General features: G+C 35.4%; 12 protein-coding genes. 3 read left to right on the top strand and 9 right to left on the bottom strand.

What is annotated here, in order from left to right:
• Positions 1–18: 18 nt before the first annotated feature.
• Both ALGA_RS15980 and ALGA_RS15975 read right to left on the bottom strand, forming a co-directional pair.
• The gene (locus ALGA_RS15980; RefSeq protein ID WP_096430825.1) at positions 19–1239 is read right to left on the bottom strand and encodes a C1 family peptidase; all 1221 of its coding nucleotides are present in this window, start codon (positions 1237–1239) and stop codon (positions 19–21) included.
• 204 nt (positions 1240–1443) lie between these two features.
• Complete coding sequence (locus tag ALGA_RS15975; protein WP_096430823.1) at positions 1444–2154, bottom strand: cytidylate kinase-like family protein; 711 nt, start codon at positions 2152–2154, stop codon at positions 1444–1446.
• 169 nt (positions 2155–2323) lie between these two features.
• Between ALGA_RS15975 and ALGA_RS15970 the strand changes: the two genes are divergently transcribed.
• From ALGA_RS15970 to kdsA, 3 genes are all read left to right on the top strand, one after another.
• On the top strand, positions 2324–4306 hold the full coding sequence (locus ALGA_RS15970) for a tetratricopeptide repeat protein (protein ID WP_096430821.1): 1983 nt from the start codon (positions 2324–2326) through the stop codon (positions 4304–4306).
• A 184-nt stretch (positions 4307–4490) separates the two neighbouring features.
• On the top strand, positions 4491–5765 hold the full coding sequence (locus ALGA_RS15965) for a replication-associated recombination protein A (RefSeq protein WP_096430819.1): 1275 nt from the start codon (positions 4491–4493) through the stop codon (positions 5763–5765).
• 57 nt (positions 5766–5822) lie between these two features.
• On the top strand, positions 5823–6641 hold the full coding sequence (gene kdsA / locus ALGA_RS15960; protein WP_096430817.1) for a 3-deoxy-8-phosphooctulonate synthase: 819 nt from the start codon (positions 5823–5825) through the stop codon (positions 6639–6641).
• 75 nt (positions 6642–6716) lie between these two features.
• Here kdsA and ALGA_RS15955 read toward each other — a convergent pair whose 3' ends face one another.
• The 7 genes from ALGA_RS15955 to ALGA_RS15925 all read right to left on the bottom strand — a co-directional run bounded on the left by ALGA_RS15955 (position 6717) and on the right by ALGA_RS15925 (position 16353).
• A complete protein-coding gene (locus ALGA_RS15955; protein ID WP_231705983.1) occupies positions 6717–8498 on the bottom strand; it encodes an NADH-dependent [FeFe] hydrogenase, group A6 in 1782 nt (593 codons plus the stop codon).
• Positions 8499–8556: 58 nt separating this feature from the next.
• Complete coding sequence (locus ALGA_RS15950) at positions 8557–9747, bottom strand: NADH-ubiquinone oxidoreductase-F iron-sulfur binding region domain-containing protein (RefSeq protein ID WP_231705981.1); 1191 nt, start codon at positions 9745–9747, stop codon at positions 8557–8559.
• 47 nt (positions 9748–9794) lie between these two features.
• A complete protein-coding gene (locus tag ALGA_RS15945; protein ID WP_096430813.1) occupies positions 9795–10262 on the bottom strand; it encodes an NADH-quinone oxidoreductase subunit NuoE family protein in 468 nt (155 codons plus the stop codon).
• A gap of 344 nt (positions 10263–10606) precedes the next feature.
• Positions 10607–11683 (bottom strand): butyrate kinase, encoded by a 1077-nt coding sequence (gene buk, locus ALGA_RS15940; protein WP_096430811.1) that lies wholly within the window; start codon positions 11681–11683, stop codon positions 10607–10609.
• A 348-nt stretch (positions 11684–12031) separates the two neighbouring features.
• On the bottom strand, positions 12032–13372 hold the full coding sequence (locus ALGA_RS15935; protein WP_096430809.1) for a serine hydrolase domain-containing protein: 1341 nt from the start codon (positions 13370–13372) through the stop codon (positions 12032–12034).
• Positions 13373–13755: 383 nt separating this feature from the next.
• A complete protein-coding gene (locus ALGA_RS15930; protein WP_162845462.1) occupies positions 13756–15042 on the bottom strand; it encodes an adenylate/guanylate cyclase domain-containing protein in 1287 nt (428 codons plus the stop codon).
• A 192-nt stretch (positions 15043–15234) separates the two neighbouring features.
• On the bottom strand, positions 15235–16353 hold the full coding sequence (locus ALGA_RS15925) for an ABC transporter permease (RefSeq protein ID WP_096430805.1): 1119 nt from the start codon (positions 16351–16353) through the stop codon (positions 15235–15237).
• Positions 16354–16357: the final 4 nt, after the last annotated feature.

Below are 16357 nucleotides of genomic sequence, written 5' to 3'. Positions count from 1 at the left end.
ATTATAATTACTAGGCAATTACAAGCCTAATTTCTTTTTCATTTCTTTAGACAATGCATCTTTATGAATCATGAAAGACATTGTTTTGTATGCAACAAACGGATAAGAAGCATAAAAATACCCATCGTAAGGATTATTATCAGTTCCCCATGAATTTTTCACGATGAAATATTTGTTGTCTTTTTGATCTTTTGAGATTCCAACAATATGCATTCCATGATCATCTGTAGTGTTGTAATTATCGAATGCTTTCTGACGCATTTCCTGAGTAATAACTTTTTCAGTCCCAGGCTCATCAAATTCAAATAATTTACCATCTTTTTCTTTTTTCGAAAGATTCTCCCATTTCGAAATTTCAGAATCTGACATGTTCTTTGTATCAACTTCTGGAACAATAGCAACTCCTTTTTTGTATGCAAAACCTTTTTCGCTTACATCCGAAGCCCAACCAATTGTGTAGCCATTCATAATTGCACCTTCCATGATTTCCATCATTTCGTTCATTGGTACATTATACACTTCATCCCACAACCAGTTATCCGGTACCTCAATAATGAATTTTTCGTAAAAAGGATGGTGAGTATAAGATGAAATTTCGATGTAATCATCAGGATTTACACCAACAAAATCGCTCGCAAATGATTTTGGAGTATATTCCTTTCCTTCGTAATCAAACTTGGTTGGGAGATCGCCTAAATAAGCGTCTAATATACCATCAAAGCCTTTGTGCCAAACAGTTGTGAGTTTTTTGTTTTTATTCTTAATAACCGCCTCAACATAATCGTTCAAAACAGCATCCAGCTCCCCATGTGTGTGTCCTTCTTCACCATAATTTAAGCCTTTATAAACAGTTTCAGGAACAATCCCATAATTTTTCATCACGTAAGTTACATCGTGAAATGCGCCTCCGCCACCGAAGTTAAACTTTCCATTTAATCTTACATGCTTCACAGATTTATCTGAATAGCAGTTGTAAACCACAAACATTTCCGACAAATCAGTTTCTGGTTTTCCCATTCTAATCATTTCTGATTCGATAAATGATAAACCCGCAAAAGACCAACAAGTACCAGATCTGTGCTGATTTTTTACAGAAGTAGCAGGTAATCTTTTAACATCAGTAAAAACATAACCTTCTTTCTTCTCCTCTTTTTTTTCTTTTTTCTCTGCTTTAACTGCGGTAGACAGTAACATGCTAGTCGCTAAAAGCAATACGCTAAGAAATTTAATTTTCATCATATTTTGCTTTATTATTCTCATTTCAAACGGTTGCAAAAGTAATAAAAACAGATTCACAAGCAAGTCAACAGCCTATTTTCATTCATTTTTTCGATGAAATAAGGTCAAAACAAGATGTACAATGCATAAATTAAAAAATCTAAAACAAAAAAAGGAGAAATTAACCAAAGTTAATTTCCCCCAATATTAAAAATCTTTATGAAATTAGCCCATTACAATTTGTTTGCCAAGTACTCCTTTCATTTCTATTAAATTAATACTAGCCTCAGCGATCATCTCGTCTGATAAATTCTTCGCATTATAAACAACATCAAAAGTGGTGTCGAGAAGAGGTTTCTTATTAAAATAATTTCGTAGAATTTCTCTTTTCTTATCAATTTCATTTGCATAAGACAGCATATCTTTCATACTCGATTGATATATTTCTTGCAACTGTGCAGCTCTCCATTCAAGTGGAGCCTGCAACTTTATATGAAACGATCGTTGAATACCCTGAGTAAGAACAACTCCTCCTCTACCAATAATAATACAATTCCCTCTGCAGGCAAAACCTCTCACTACGTCGGCAATGGTCTTCTTTATTTTCCGATCACTTTGATAATATTTATTTGAAAATGCTCCGAGAATTTCATCCCAAGTTGTTTTCTCCATGGAATTAAATACATATTCAATTTTTCCTGGTGCTAAATTCAATTCTTTCGCTGAGTATTCAAGAATCTCCTTGGTTATGCAAGTCCATCTATTACCCGTTTTTGCAGTGAGCTTTTCGGCCATCATATTGGCAACATTAATCGCCGTACAACCACACTCACGAGAGATAGTGATTACTGGTCCCTCACCAAAAAAACCTTTTTTAGGATCAATTATTTTGGGTTGAAACCGGTTCTCCATGTACTTTAACAGAATATTGTTCATCTCCACCTCCTAAATTTGATTAAGATCTCACCTTAATTTAAGTCTTTTTAGGAAAAAATGAAAATCATTTGGTGTGTTTTTTGTTATATAAAGTGAATATTTTAAAGAAGGAGTATATTATTTATTAAATTTGTTATCCGAACGATTTTAACCCTTTAAAAATTATACAATGCCCCGAATAATTCTTTTTATTCTCTTCCTGTTTAGCTTCACCTCTTTCGAACTTAGCGCACAATTAAATACCGAAAATATTTTTGATAAAGGTAGAAGTGCAATCTATTTTGATGATTATACCGAAGCAATCACAAAGTTCAATGATATTATTAGGGTGAAACCATATCTTCCTGAGCCTTTTTTTTTCAGAGGACTTGCAAAATCACAACTTGAAGATTTCAACGGAGCTATTGTTGATTACACAAAAGCCCTGGAATTAAATCCAAATTACACGTTTGCTTATCTCTATCGAGGCATCGCAAAATATCAATTAAAAAATTTCAACGGAGCTCTGCAGGATTTTGAAAAAGCTCTGGAATTTAAACCGAACAATGCAGATATCTTTTTCAGTAAAGCGAATAGTTTAGCTGCTCTTAATAAATTTAAGGAAGCCGATGCCAATTACTCAAAAGCCATACAAATAGATCCTGAATTAATGGGTGCTTATCTTAACAGATCAATTGTTCGTGACAATTTGGGAGATATTGATGGCGCCATTCAGGATTGCAATAAAGCCGTTCAGCTAAACGAATTTTCGGCAGATGCATTTGGAAACAGAGGTTATTTAAAATTCAAGAAAAAAGAATACGAAGAAGCAATTAAAGATTACGACCGGGCTCTTAAAATTTCACCTGAAAACACTCGGGTTTTAATGAGTAGAGGTATTGCTAATTATGAATTTAAAAACCCTAAAGGTGCTCTTGAAGATTATAATAAAGTACTGGAATTAGATCCAAATAATGCGCATTGCTATTACAACAGAGCTTTACTAAAATCAGAAATTGGCGATTACGACTCGGCCATAGAGGATTTTAATAACGTTTTAGAAATGAATCCTGATAACATGCTTATCTATTTTAACAGAGGTTTTGTTAAAATGGACATTGGCAATTTACAAGGTGCTATTGCTGATTACACAACTGCAATTAAAATTTATCCTGATTTTGCAAAAGCGTACTTAGCAAGATCCTCAGCAAAACGTCAATTGAATAACATTGAAGGTTCTATACAAGATAGAAATCAGGCTTTGTTGATTATCGAACGCTATAAAAAAATGAAAAGCGAAGGTGCTATGTCTGCCTTTGTTGACACAACCGAGAATTTCCAAAAATTAATTGACTTAAATTCCCGGGAATCATTTACCGAGGACATTATTAAAGGTCGTGTTCAAGATAAATATGTTACTATTCAATTAGAGAATAATTTTCACATCACTCATTTAGACCTAGATACCTTGAGAGCCGGTAAGGTTCAATATTACGATCAGGCAATCATGAAATACAATCAACAGCAAAATTACAATCCTGCATTTACAATCGATAACAGGCATTTTAGATATCCCAAAAAAGTAATCGACAAACAAATTGCGAATGCCAATTCTCAAATTGAAAAAAACAATCCAAATGGATACTTCCACAGAGGAGTTTACTATTTATTAGATAAAAAATATAATGATGCAATTGAGGATTTTAGTCTTGCCATTGAAAAAAACAGCAATTTTAGTTTTGCCTATTTCAATCGTGCTAATGCATCTGCGGCTATGACAGATTATATTCAATCCTTTGGTGAAACAGGAGAAGCATTACTTAATCTTAGACCGAAACAAAAGAAAAATGAAAAGGAAAATGAGATAATTGTAGATTACAGTAGTGCTATTGCTGATTATACAAAAGCAATACAACTTAATCCATCCTTTCTATTTTCCATATATAATCGAGGTAATGCGTACGCTAAATCGAAACAATTCAAGAAGGCTATTGCCGATTACGATTGGGTGATTCAATTGGATCCTAATTTCACCGAGGCCTATTATAACCGAGGTTTAATCTATTTATTTCTTGATCAGACAGATTTGGCTTACGAAGATTTAAGCAAGGCAGGTGAATTGGGCTTGCTTGATGCTTACAACGTAATTAAAAGATATTGCAATAAAGACTAGAAGACTAAGAAACTGTTTAAATTTGTTGTCGATAAAAAATGAAGTGCGATAAGGCAAACTTTATGCGAATAGTGGTTCTATTCAAATGAAATGTAACACAGTTTTGCTTTATTTCTTCATGTAAAAAACGAAAAGATAAATTTTAAACATTTTCTAAGATAATTACAAATAGAATACAACAAACATGACTCCCAATCAACCCTTAGCAGAACGATTACGCCCAACAGAACTGAAAAATTATCTGGGTCAGAAACATTTGGTTGGAGAAAATGCAGTTTTACGAAAAATGATTGAATCCGGCAATGTGTCCTCTTTCATTTTATGGGGACCTCCTGGAGTTGGCAAAACAACTTTGGCCAAAATTATTGCAAAACAACTCAATCGACCATTCTATACTCTTTCTGCTGTAAGTTCAGGTGTGAAAGATGTTCGCGAAGTAATCGCCAAAGCCGAGAAACAAAAGTTTTTCTCGACCCCAAATCCTATTTTGTTTATTGATGAAATTCATCGATTCAGTAAATCGCAGCAGGATTCATTATTAGGAGCTGTGGAAAATGGCACAATTACTTTAATTGGAGCTACAACCGAAAATCCATCCTTCGAGGTGATTTCGCCCTTACTTTCAAGATGCCAGGTTTATGTGTTAAAAGCACAGGAAAAAGCAGATTTAGAAGCCCTTGTTGATTTTGCGATTGAAAATGACAGCTATCTAAATCAAAAAAAGATTCATGTTCAAGAGAAAGAAGCATTATTAAAATTCTCTGGTGGAGATGCCCGAAAGCTGTTAAATATTTTGGAATTAGTTGTTAATTCTCAAAACACAGAATCGATAACTATCACCAACGAACTGATAACCAAAGAACTTCAAGAAAACCCATCGATGTATGATAAAGATGGGGAACAGCATTTTGATATTGCCTCAGCTCTAATAAAATCAATTCGAGGAGGAGATCCTGATGCGACTGTGTACTGGCTGGCACGAATGATTGAAGGTGGAGAACAACCCAAATTCATAGCCCGCAGACTGGTGATATCAGCAAGTGAAGATATTGGTTTGGCAAATCCTAATGCTCTTTTACTTGCAAACGCATGTTTCCAGTCGGTTAACTTGGTTGGAATGCCCGAATCGCGAATTATCTTATCCGAAACAGCTATTTATCTGGCTACTTCACCCAAAAGTAACGCCTCTTATTTGGCAATTGGTAAAGCTCAGGCATTGGTAAGAGAAACAGGGAATTTATCTGTACCTCTTCATTTACGAAATGCGCCAACCAAATTAATGAAAGATTTAGGTTACAAAAAGGACTACTTGTACTCACACGATTATCCTGGAAATTTTGTTGATCAGCAATACCTTCCAGATCAAATAAAAAACCAGAGACTATACACTCCACAGCAAAATGCTCAGGAAATAAAAATCTGGGAAAGATTAAAACACTGGTGGAAGAACAGATTTTAATTTCCATTATTAAAAATAAAATTTGTTTACTTTTGCCCTAAATAAAAATAAAATCTCATGATAAAAAACATTCCAAATATAAAATACACAGATAGTGGTAACTTCTTTCTTATGGCCGGCCCTTGTGCTATTGAAAGTGAAGAAATTGCTATGAGGATTGCTGAGCGAATTGTTCAAATTACGGATAAACTTGAAATCCCATTCATTTTTAAGGGATCGTATCGAAAAGCAAACCGATCAAGATTAGATTCATTTGCTGGTATTGGTGACGAGCAAGCTTTGAAAATCTTGAAAAAAGTAAGCGATACTTTTGGAGTTCCAACGGTTACAGATATTCACTCGGCAGAAGAAGCGGCAATGGCTGCGGCTTATGTTGATGTATTGCAAATTCCTGCCTTTTTATGTCGCCAAACCGATCTTTTAATTGCCGCTGCAGAAACAGGAAAAGTGATAAATATCAAAAAAGGTCAGTTCCTTTCTGCCGAATCAATGAAATTTGCTGTAAATAAAGTGCGGGAATCAGGAAATGATCAAGTAATTCTAACTGACCGTGGAACGATGTTCGGCTATCAGGATATGATTATAGATTACAGAGGTATTCCTGCTATGCAAGAGAATAATTGTCCTGTTGTTTTGGACATTACCCATTCGTTACAGCAACCAAACCAAACAAGTGGAGTTACCGGTGGTCGTCCTGAGCTAATAGAGACGGTTGCAAAAGCAGGTATTGCTGTTGGTGTGGATGGAATCTTTATCGAAACTCATCCCGACCCGGCCAATGCCAAATCGGATGGAGCCAACATGCTTCATTTAGATTATTTGGAAGATTTACTTACAAAACTGGTTGCCATTCGAAAAGTGATCAATCAATTTTAAATACAAACAAAAGATCCGGCTAACAACCGGATCTTTTCACTTACTAATCACCACTCATTAGTCTTTATATAAACACTAATACTGTTCTCTCTTCACGTAAGATGTATGAAGAAGTTTATGCGATTTATGACTTAGTGGATTTTCCAGAAATTCCTTGTAGATCTGAATAATTTCAGGGTTTTCATGAGATTTTCGAATTGGAAGATGTCTATCCTCATCGTAAATAGCATTCATCCTTTGTTGACGAATTTCATTATCAACAGGGAATGGTTGACCTCCACCTCCCAGACAACCACCTGGACAAGCCATTATTTCAATAAAATGATAGAATTTATCACCTTTCTTAATTGCTTCCATTAACTGATGAGCATTCTCGAGACCATTTGTTATAGCGCATTTTAATTCAACTCCTTCCAAAAAGCTCCATGCTTCAACAGTTCCCTCAATTTTAATTATCGCCTCTTTTACCCCTTCCAAACCACGAACAGGAGTAATCTCTAGGTTAGAGAAAGGAACTTCACGACCTGTAACAATCTCATAAGCTGTCCTTAAAGCTGCCTCCATAACTCCACCTGAGGCACCAAAAATAACACCGGCACCAGATCCAATCCCCATCATCGAGTCAAAACTTTCATCGTTTAACTTTTCGAATTCGATACCTGCCTGTTTTATCATCACAGCCAGTTCTCTGGTAGTTAAAACAAAATCAACATCCTTATACCCACTGTCTTTCATTTCGGGTCGATTTGCTTCAAACTTCTTTGCCGTACAAGGCATAATCGAAACAGATACGATATTTTCAGGCGCAACATTTATTTTTTTTGCGTAATACGTTTTAGCCAAAGCACCAAACATCTGTTGCGGTGATTTACAAGTAGACAAATTAGGCAAATACTCCGGATACTTATGCTCTATATATTTAACCCATCCTGGCGAACATGAAGTAGCCATCGGAAGTGCGACATCTGCATCATCATCGACCAAAGCTCGTTTCAATCTTGTAAGTAATTCTGTGCCTTCTTCCATGATCGTTAAATCGGCAGTAAAATCAGTATCCAGAACGGAATCAAAACCTAATCTTTTTAATGCAGAAACCATTTTCCCAGTAACACGGGTTCCTAATCCCAACCCGAGCTCTTCACCTAATCCAACACGAACAGCCGGAGCCGTTTGTACGATAACATTTATATCTGGATCGGAAAGTGCATCCCATACTTTTTCTACATAGGATTTTTCGGTTAGCGCACCTGTCGGACAATGAACAATACACTGGCCGCAATTGGTACAAACAACTTCATCAAGCGATCGGTCGAAGAATGTAGAAATCTTCATCTTCGATCCTTTATGAGCTACAGCAATAGCACCAACGCTTTGTATTTCGGCACATGTGCGAACACATCGCTGACAACGAATACACTTACTGTCATCCTTTACAATTGCTGGTGACAGCATATCAATGGTATAATTCTTATCAGGAACCAAATCAATAAAATCTTGATTTGTGATTTGATATTCTGCCGACAATGCTTGCAACTCACAATGTCCATTTCTATAGCATTTGGTACATTCTTCTCTATGTTCTGTGAGTAAAAGTTCAATAATATGTTTCCGGCAATTTCGAACTTTTAAAGTATTTGTATTAATTTCCATTCCCTCCGAAACAGGAGTAGCACAGGATGCAACCAATTTTTGATTACCCACTTGTTCCACAATACAAACTCTGCAGTTTCCTGCAACGCAAAGGTCTTTGTGATAACAAAGAGTTGGTATTTTTATATGGAGTTCTTTAGCAGCCTCGAGTATGGTCTTATTTTCCTTAACACTAACAGCTATTCCATTAATTGTTAAATTCACCATGTTTGACATATCAATTTTAGTTTAAAATGTTCAAAATTCAGATTGGTTTATTTCCCTATTAATAAATCATTTCCTCGCGGAAATTTTCGACAATAGAAGAAAACGAATTTGCAACTGATTGTCCCAATCCACATTTAGCTGTTAACTTCATGGTTTCAGTTAATTTCAGGAGTTGATCGAGATAAGAAGCGGGTTTTTCACCACGTTTAACTGCTTTAATTCCTTTCAAAAGTTGCTGACAACCAACGCGGCATGGCGTACACTGTCCACAAGATTCTTCTTCAAAGAATTCCAGATAATTGTTCAATACATTATACATGGATCGAGAACTATTAAAAATCATCATAGATCCTCCTGTAGGTAACGATATACCTGTTAATTTCCCTTCGTAACCAATCGTGGTTTTTCCAAAACGCTTTCGCGGAACCAAAAAACCAGATGCACCACCAACCTGAACGGCTTTACAATCGCCATCGCCAAAATCATCAACAAAGTCCTGAACAGTCATCCCCAATTCCAGCTCATAAATTCCCGGTATGGGAGTATCTCCGGATACCGAAAACACCTTAGAACCCCGAGAATCCTTAACACCAAGATCTCTAAATTTTTTGGCTCCAAATTTTAATATTGTGTAAGAATGAGCTAGAGTTTCCACATTATTAACTACTGTTGGTTTTCCTTTAAAGCCTCTCACACTCGGAAATGGAGGTTTATTTCTAGGTTCCCCCCTTTTACCTTCCATCGATTCAATAAGAGCACTTTCCTCACCACAAATGTATGCTCCACTTCCCATAAAAATTTCAACACGGAAATCCAATCCCAACTCATCCAGTATATCATGAAATTTTCTTAGTTCTTTCTTCAATTCAGGAACTAAGAATTTATATTCTCCTCGTAAATAGATATAGCCTTTTTCAGCTCCAATAATTTTAGCACACACAGCCATACCCGAAAGAACCTTATGCGGTACTCTTGATAAAATTTCCCGATCCTTAAATGTTCCTGGTTCTCCTTCGTCTGCATTACAGATTACATACTTTTCCTTTTCATTCGATTCGGCAGTCAGTTTCCATTTTAACCCAGTTGGAAAACCTGCACCACCTCTACCTTTAAGACCAGAATTCACCATTTCATTGACAAGCTCCTGGTTAGATCTTGACAATGCATTTCTAAGAATCTCTTTACAATCATCTTCATGCTTAAAGATCAGATCGATTCTATGCAGTTGTTTTTTAATAGTTGTTGTCATACCTAAGGGTATTAAGATGTTAGTTTTGCTTTGTTAGGCTTTGATGCTTAGTTTTTTTCTTTGTACTCACGAAGAATATCTACTACTGATTCAGGAGTCAGTTCTGTATAAACGTCATCGTTTATTAACATTGCCGGAGCTTTATGACACCATCCTAAGCAATTCGTTTGAAGAATAGTAAACTTTTTATCAATAGTAGTTTCACCCACCTTAATTTTCAAAAAACTCTCAATAGACTGAATTATTTGATTTTTCCCTTTCATCGCGCAAGTAATAGTCTTACAAACCCGAATAACAAACTTCCCTCTTGGTTCGATATCCAGAAAAGAATAAAAACTTGCAGTACCGTAAACATCGGCAGCAGGAATACTCATTTCTTTCGAAATTTTCAGTATTACTTCTTCCGAAAGATATCGTTCCTGATCAATCACTCCCTGTAAAATTGGAAGCAGATTTTCCCGGTCTCTTCCATGTTTTGAAACCAAATCCTGCACTAATTTTTCATGAAAATCCATAAAGTAATGCTTTAAGAGTTAATAATTAATAGAGTTCTTCTTTGAAGATAAATAAATTAAAGAAATTTTTCTCTATTAAAATAGACTAACTCAACACCAGCATATTACAATCACTACAGGGAAATACACAACACATAATACTCACAATTTATTAAACACCCTATAAAATATAATGCCCCAGAGAGAAAACACTTATAATATTTTATTTTTATATTCAACAAACACTACTGTAAAACATGGCTAATTTGAATTTAGACTTCTTTTAAACTGTGATCCTTCAATTATAAAACAAAGAAAGCCTTCGGTATAATACCGAAGGCTTTCTTTATTAGGCTGTTGTATAATTAACAGTATTCCCGAGGTTCTATTTCTCCTCTTAGAACCATATATCCATTCATAGCCAATGCCTTCATTTCATCCTCACCAGGGTAAACAGCCACGGGTGCAATAAACGAAACCATTTCCTTAATGTAATTTACTAAATCTGGATTATGAGCAATTCCGCCGGTTAGCAGTATTCCATCCACCTTACCCTTTAGTACAGTCGACATCGCCCCAATGGATTTTGCCACTTGATATGACATTGCATCCTGAATTAATTTTGCTTTAGCATCACCTGCTTTGGCTTTTAACTCAACATCGTAAGCATCATTAGTACCTAAATGAGCAACTAATCCACCTTCTCCTTTTATCATTTTCTTAACGTCGTCAAGAGTATAATCGCCACTAAAGCAAAGCTTTGCTAAAGCTCCGGCAGGTAATGTCCCCGATCTTTCAGGAGAAAATGGTCCTTCACCATCTAATGCATTGTTTACATCAACTACGCGCCCTTTACAATGAGCTCCAACAGAAATTCCACCTCCTAAGTGAGCAACAATTACGTTAACATCCTCGTATTTTTTATCATTTGCCTGTGCAAATGCACGACCAATGGCTTTTTGATTTAAAGCGTGAAAGATAGACACTCTTTGAAATTCAGGATGCCCTGATATTCGGGCAACATCAATCATCTCATCTACAACTACCGGATCGGCAATGTAAGCTTTGGCTTTAGGTAGTGCCTGCGCTATATTATCGGCAATTAATCCACCCAAGTTACTCGCATGTTCTCCAAGTACTCCAATTCTTAAATCCTCCTTTAAACGTTCGTTTACCGAGTAAATTCCCGACTCAATTGGCTTCACCAATCCTCCACGTCCAACGACTGCTTCTATTAAGTCGATTTGAATTTCTGCATCAATCAATTCTTTCATAATGATATTCTTACGAAATTCGAATTGATCTGAAATCTTTTCAAACTGGGATAATTCCTCGTTTGAATGCTTTATATTTTTCAAAAAGACAGATTTATCGCCTTGAAAAACAGCAATTTTGGTAGATGTGGAGCCAGGATTAATAGCTAAGATTCTACGAGTTTCCATTTGTTAAGTATGTTTGTGTTTGTGTTTATCTATTATTCAATTTGAATGCAAAAATACCAAACTTGATTAGAATTCAATATCATTTAAAGACATTTTACTACAATTTATCTATTTAGTTTGACTTTTAGTAATAAATTATCACAAAACCATTTAAATAATTCCTTAAATACAATAAACACAGCATGTCGATTAATCTTATCTTAGAAATAGATAAAAACGTTTTAACCGACAAACAAAAGGAGGCATAAAATTTCTCGTTGAAAATTTGAGAACACAAGAATACAAAAGATACTATCTGATTACAGAAATTAAATACACGGAAGAGAAAATAGAATTAAAACGAAGCGTCTAGCTCCAATCTTCGAAGCTTGGTAATTTATCGAGAGCAATTACTTCCTGGCGAGCTTCAAAATGATTAAAAAGATCATGTTCAGGCCATACCTTCACCGATCTTATAAATCGACTCATTAACACACTTAAATCTTTGGTAAAATCCGATCCTCTCCAAGTAGAGCTATTCGTGATAATAACATAACTTAAACCATTTGAATAATGCTTTAACAAAGCTGAACTTCCCGCTAAAGAACCAGTTCTCCACCAAGTACCATTACCATGAGTACCTTTCCACCCGATAGGACTGTGACCTAACTTATTGGGAGTAGTCATATATTTCACACTTTCTTTAGATAGAATATCCGGAAGAGTATCATCACCATCAATGGCCATCATAAATTTGATTAGTTCTGCACCTGAAGCAACCCAACCTCCGGCGCCACCCAAGGCCTCCAGATTATTTCCACCATTACTTTTAAAAACCGTTTTACCCGATCCATTGAAAGCAGATATTTTAATCGCATTCGACTGCTCATAATAATTTACCTCATTAGGAAAGCGATCCTCTTGCAGGCTGTGGCCCAAATGCATGTCGAAAATACCAGCAGGATTCAATACGTGCGTCTGTACGTAGGTCTCGTAAGGTTCATCAGCCAATTTAGAGATTACCTTCTCGAGAATAACGTAACCAAGGTTAGAGTAACTTCCTCGGGTTCCCGGTGTAAAGCCTAATCTTCTAGACAAAGCAAATTCAATGATCGTTTGAGCATCAATTGGAGATTCAACCTTCATTTTCTTCGCTATCGCCAAGGGCAAAAACATTGGATCACCATATTTGCTTGTAAAGCCACCGGAATGACGAAGCAAGTGTTCTACAGTAATTCTTTTTGTTCGCTTATCCCTAATATTCGAATATATCGTATCATTCAAAATACCATGCTCTCCAAAAACAAAATCATCTAAATGTAATTTCCCTTCCTCTTGCAATTTCATAATTGCAGTACCTGTAATCAACTTAGAAACACTTGCAATTCTAAATAAATTTGATGTTTCAACTCCCTTTTCATTATCCACATCAGAATAACCATATCCTTTCGCATAAACTAATTTGCCGTCTTTAACAACAGCAACAGTTGCTCCTGCTACTTCCCATCTTTTTAAAAAGCGATTCAATAACTTATCAGCCTTTTGGGTTTCCACACATTCCGATAATTTATTTGAGATTCTATGAGACACGGCTTCAATCCTGTTATCAATGGGCACAGAAGCAGCTTCTTGAGTAGAGAAGCTAAATGTCTGGTCTAGAATAACCAGAGCTATAATGATAATTACTGATACTAATCTTCTTACAATCATTAGATGTAAATTGATTTAACTTGCTTTATTCCAACTTCACAACTCATCCTATCAACAAGTCAGTAAATTCTTTACTTTTATTACAGGTACAAAAATGTTGATATTTTTCCGTTATACAATTCTAAATTAGATACAATCAATAAAAAGAAAAAACTAAAACATTAGTCGCAAATATAAACCATTTAGTCGCCAAAACAAACCACTTAAACATATTATTGATACGTAAAAACATTTTTTTTGTTTGCCTGAATTTAAATTAGAAAAGCATAATTGAAGACAAAAAGAAAATAAAAAACAAAAGAGACCCATAAACTTGGGCCTATATTTAACTATTTGTAATCTGAAGGATCTACCGTTATTCCCCAAAAAGCATTTAAAATGAGCTATACCACCTGCAATATCACCATTTTATCATCAATCCCCTTGATTTTAACCTTACCCAGATTAATTAATTTGTTATGACGACCATTTAATTGATTGGCAATCGACTCACTTACTAAAAATTGAGAATTAAATTTCTTATTAAGCTGTTCAATTCGAGAAGCAATAATCACATTTTTGCCTGCCAGAGAAAATTGTTTCCGGATTTCATTCCCAATATTTCCAGCAACGACTTCACCACAGTGAAGGCCAATTCCCACACGGGTTTTATTACCATCAATTGAATCTCGGCAATGATTAATAACTTCTACAATTTGATTACCAGCACAGTATGCATCATTTGCATGATTTGGGTTATTGACCGCAACACCAAAAGAAGCCATAAAACCATCTCCCATAATTTGATGTATAATGCCATTATTCTTTTCTATAATTCTGATTAAAGGGTCAAAAATTGCATTTTGAAACTCGATGGTTTGCTCTGGGCTTTGATGATCCGCCATAACCGTGAAATTTCGAATATCTAAAAACATGATCGATCCAGTCACCTTCTGTCCAACCTTGTCGTTACGATGCAAGATTAATTCTTTTGCAACATCCTTTGACAACTGTTGACCAAGAAGAGACTCAATTTCATTTTGATGATCTTTCGCTTTAAGCAGATTATTCACCCTTTTTTGAATTTCTGACGCTACAATTCCTGCAATTACTCCTGCCGACAATAAGCCCAAACTTCGCATCGAATAAATCTCGATCATTTGATCAACATCACCTGTTGGTTTCAAAAATTGTATTCCCCAATAGGAAACACCAAAGTATCCACAACACGCTAATATGCCAGCCCCCAGAGATATTTTAAAATCGAGATGCATTGCTGATAACATCAACAACAAAAAATAAAAAGTAAGACCGTCATACTCCAATACCAACAAAGAGTTATCGTACTTTACGATGTTGTATAAAATAATGGCAGGCAAGCCAAACTCTAATAATAAATTGAGAATTAATACTCGTTTAGAAACTGTGCGCTCATTTTTTATCATCCAGCTCATTCGAGCAAAAGCTAAAGTTTCAAATAGTAAGAAGCTCAACCACCAAAAGAAAACAACCGGAACAAATTCCCTATTATTAAATTGATCGCGCAGTAAATTTGGAATCAACTGGTGCAAAACTGGTATCACCAAGGTGCTCACCACAAAAATAAACAAGATAATCCCTACCCGCTTTCTCTCAATTTTAAGAAACTCAGGATGCAATGGCTCATTGTATTTATGGTATCCAATAAACATGAGATCAGGTTTAAATGGTTTAGCGAACATAGAATTTAAATATTCTGCAAAGAAACAGAATTTAGATATCATCTACTACTCCAAATAGATAAGTACTGTATTTTCATCGGTAAAGGACATCCAAGTATAAACAGTCCTCTACGAACAGAAAAGCCTATATTAGGTTGTTAAATCAAACACTCAAAACATCTTTTATGAAACCTTTCTGTACATTCGAACTGCAATGGTAATTGTTGATATAGCAAAAATACCTAATATGGCTAACTCTCTAAGAATATCAAAAAAGCCTGATCCTTTTAGCATGATCATTCTTATAATCTTGATAAAATAAGCAATTGGATTCAATGAATTCAGCTTTTGGCCCCATTCCGGCATACTTTCAATCGGTGTAAATAGTCCACCCATCAGTAAGAAAATCACCATAAAGAACCAAGCTATAAACATTGCCTGCTGTTGTGTATCAGTTTGTGTCGAAATCAGTAATCCAAAACCCAAGATTGTTGCCAGATACACAAAGGCTACCAAATAAATCAACCAAACAGAACCTAATAATGGAATATTAAATGCAAATACTGCTATTAACAGCCCAAGCCCTAACTCAAAAAAGCCTATCACTAAAAAGGGAATTAATTTAGCCATCAAAAATTGAGACTTTTTTATAGGTGTCACATTAATTTGTTCGATGGTTCCAATCTCTTTTTCCCGCACTACATTCATAGCAGACAAAAACAAACTAATTACAGTAACCAATAAAACCAGTAAGCCTGGTAACATGTATGGTATGTATTTCATCTCAGGATTAAACTGATGAGAATAAGTTGTTTTGACAATATTGTGTTGATTGTCTTGTCCCAGTTTTGCAAAATTTGGTTTTATGTCTTCATTATAATCCAGTATAACCGAATTGATATAAGCATTGTACAAACCTGCCGAGCTAGCATTTATGGCATTTACCAGAATCTGAACGGAAGCCTGTGTTTTTAAATCAACAGATTTCCCGAAGTCTTTGTTGAAGACAAGAATCGCATCGATATTATCTCTAAATATCTCTTTTTCTGCCTCTTTTTCCGAAAACCCAATCTCCTTAACTGTGAAGAATGGAGATCCATTAAACTTAGAAATCAATTCTCGGGAGTGACTTGAAAGATCTTTATCTACGACATACAGATTTGTGTTTTTCATATCGTAAGTCGCCGCAAAAGACAGAACGCAAAGTTGCAGAATTGGCATCACAAATATGATAGGTAACATACTCTTGTTACGAAATATCTGTAGAAATTCTTTTTGCAATAAGTATTTTAATATTCGCATAACT

Source organism: Labilibaculum antarcticum, assembly GCF_002356295.1.
GTDB classification, from domain to species: Bacteria; Bacteroidota; Bacteroidia; order Bacteroidales; family Marinifilaceae; genus Labilibaculum; species Labilibaculum antarcticum.
Note: the sequence above shows the minus strand (reverse complement) of the source record. Positions and strands in the feature narration are given on the sequence as shown.

What these genes read in the sequence shown, in the direction of transcription:
- ALGA_RS15980 (WP_096430825.1), bottom strand. Translation starts at nt 1,239, where the DNA reads ATGATGAAAATTAAATTTCTTAGCGTATTGCTTTTAGCGACTAGCATG.
- ALGA_RS15975 (WP_096430823.1), bottom strand. Translation starts at nt 2,154, where the DNA reads ATGAACAATATTCTGTTAAAGTACATGGAGAACCGGTTTCAACCCAAA.
- ALGA_RS15970 (WP_096430821.1), top strand. Translation starts at nt 2,324, where the DNA reads ATGCCCCGAATAATTCTTTTTATTCTCTTCCTGTTTAGCTTCACCTCT.
- ALGA_RS15965 (WP_096430819.1), top strand. Translation starts at nt 4,491, where the DNA reads ATGACTCCCAATCAACCCTTAGCAGAACGATTACGCCCAACAGAACTG.
- kdsA (WP_096430817.1), top strand. Translation starts at nt 5,823, where the DNA reads ATGATAAAAAACATTCCAAATATAAAATACACAGATAGTGGTAACTTC.
- ALGA_RS15955 (WP_231705983.1), bottom strand. Translation starts at nt 8,498, where the DNA reads ATGGTGAATTTAACAATTAATGGAATAGCTGTTAGTGTTAAGGAAAAT.
- ALGA_RS15950 (WP_231705981.1), bottom strand. Translation starts at nt 9,747, where the DNA reads ATGACAACAACTATTAAAAAACAACTGCATAGAATCGATCTGATCTTT.
- ALGA_RS15945 (WP_096430813.1), bottom strand. Translation starts at nt 10,262, where the DNA reads ATGGATTTTCATGAAAAATTAGTGCAGGATTTGGTTTCAAAACATGGA.
- buk (WP_096430811.1), bottom strand. Translation starts at nt 11,683, where the DNA reads ATGGAAACTCGTAGAATCTTAGCTATTAATCCTGGCTCCACATCTACC.
- ALGA_RS15935 (WP_096430809.1), bottom strand. Translation starts at nt 13,372, where the DNA reads ATGATTGTAAGAAGATTAGTATCAGTAATTATCATTATAGCTCTGGTT.
- ALGA_RS15930 (WP_162845462.1), bottom strand. Translation starts at nt 15,042, where the DNA reads ATGTTTATTGGATACCATAAATACAATGAGCCATTGCATCCTGAGTTT.
- ALGA_RS15925 (WP_096430805.1), bottom strand. Translation starts at nt 16,353, where the DNA reads ATGCGAATATTAAAATACTTATTGCAAAAAGAATTTCTACAGATATTT.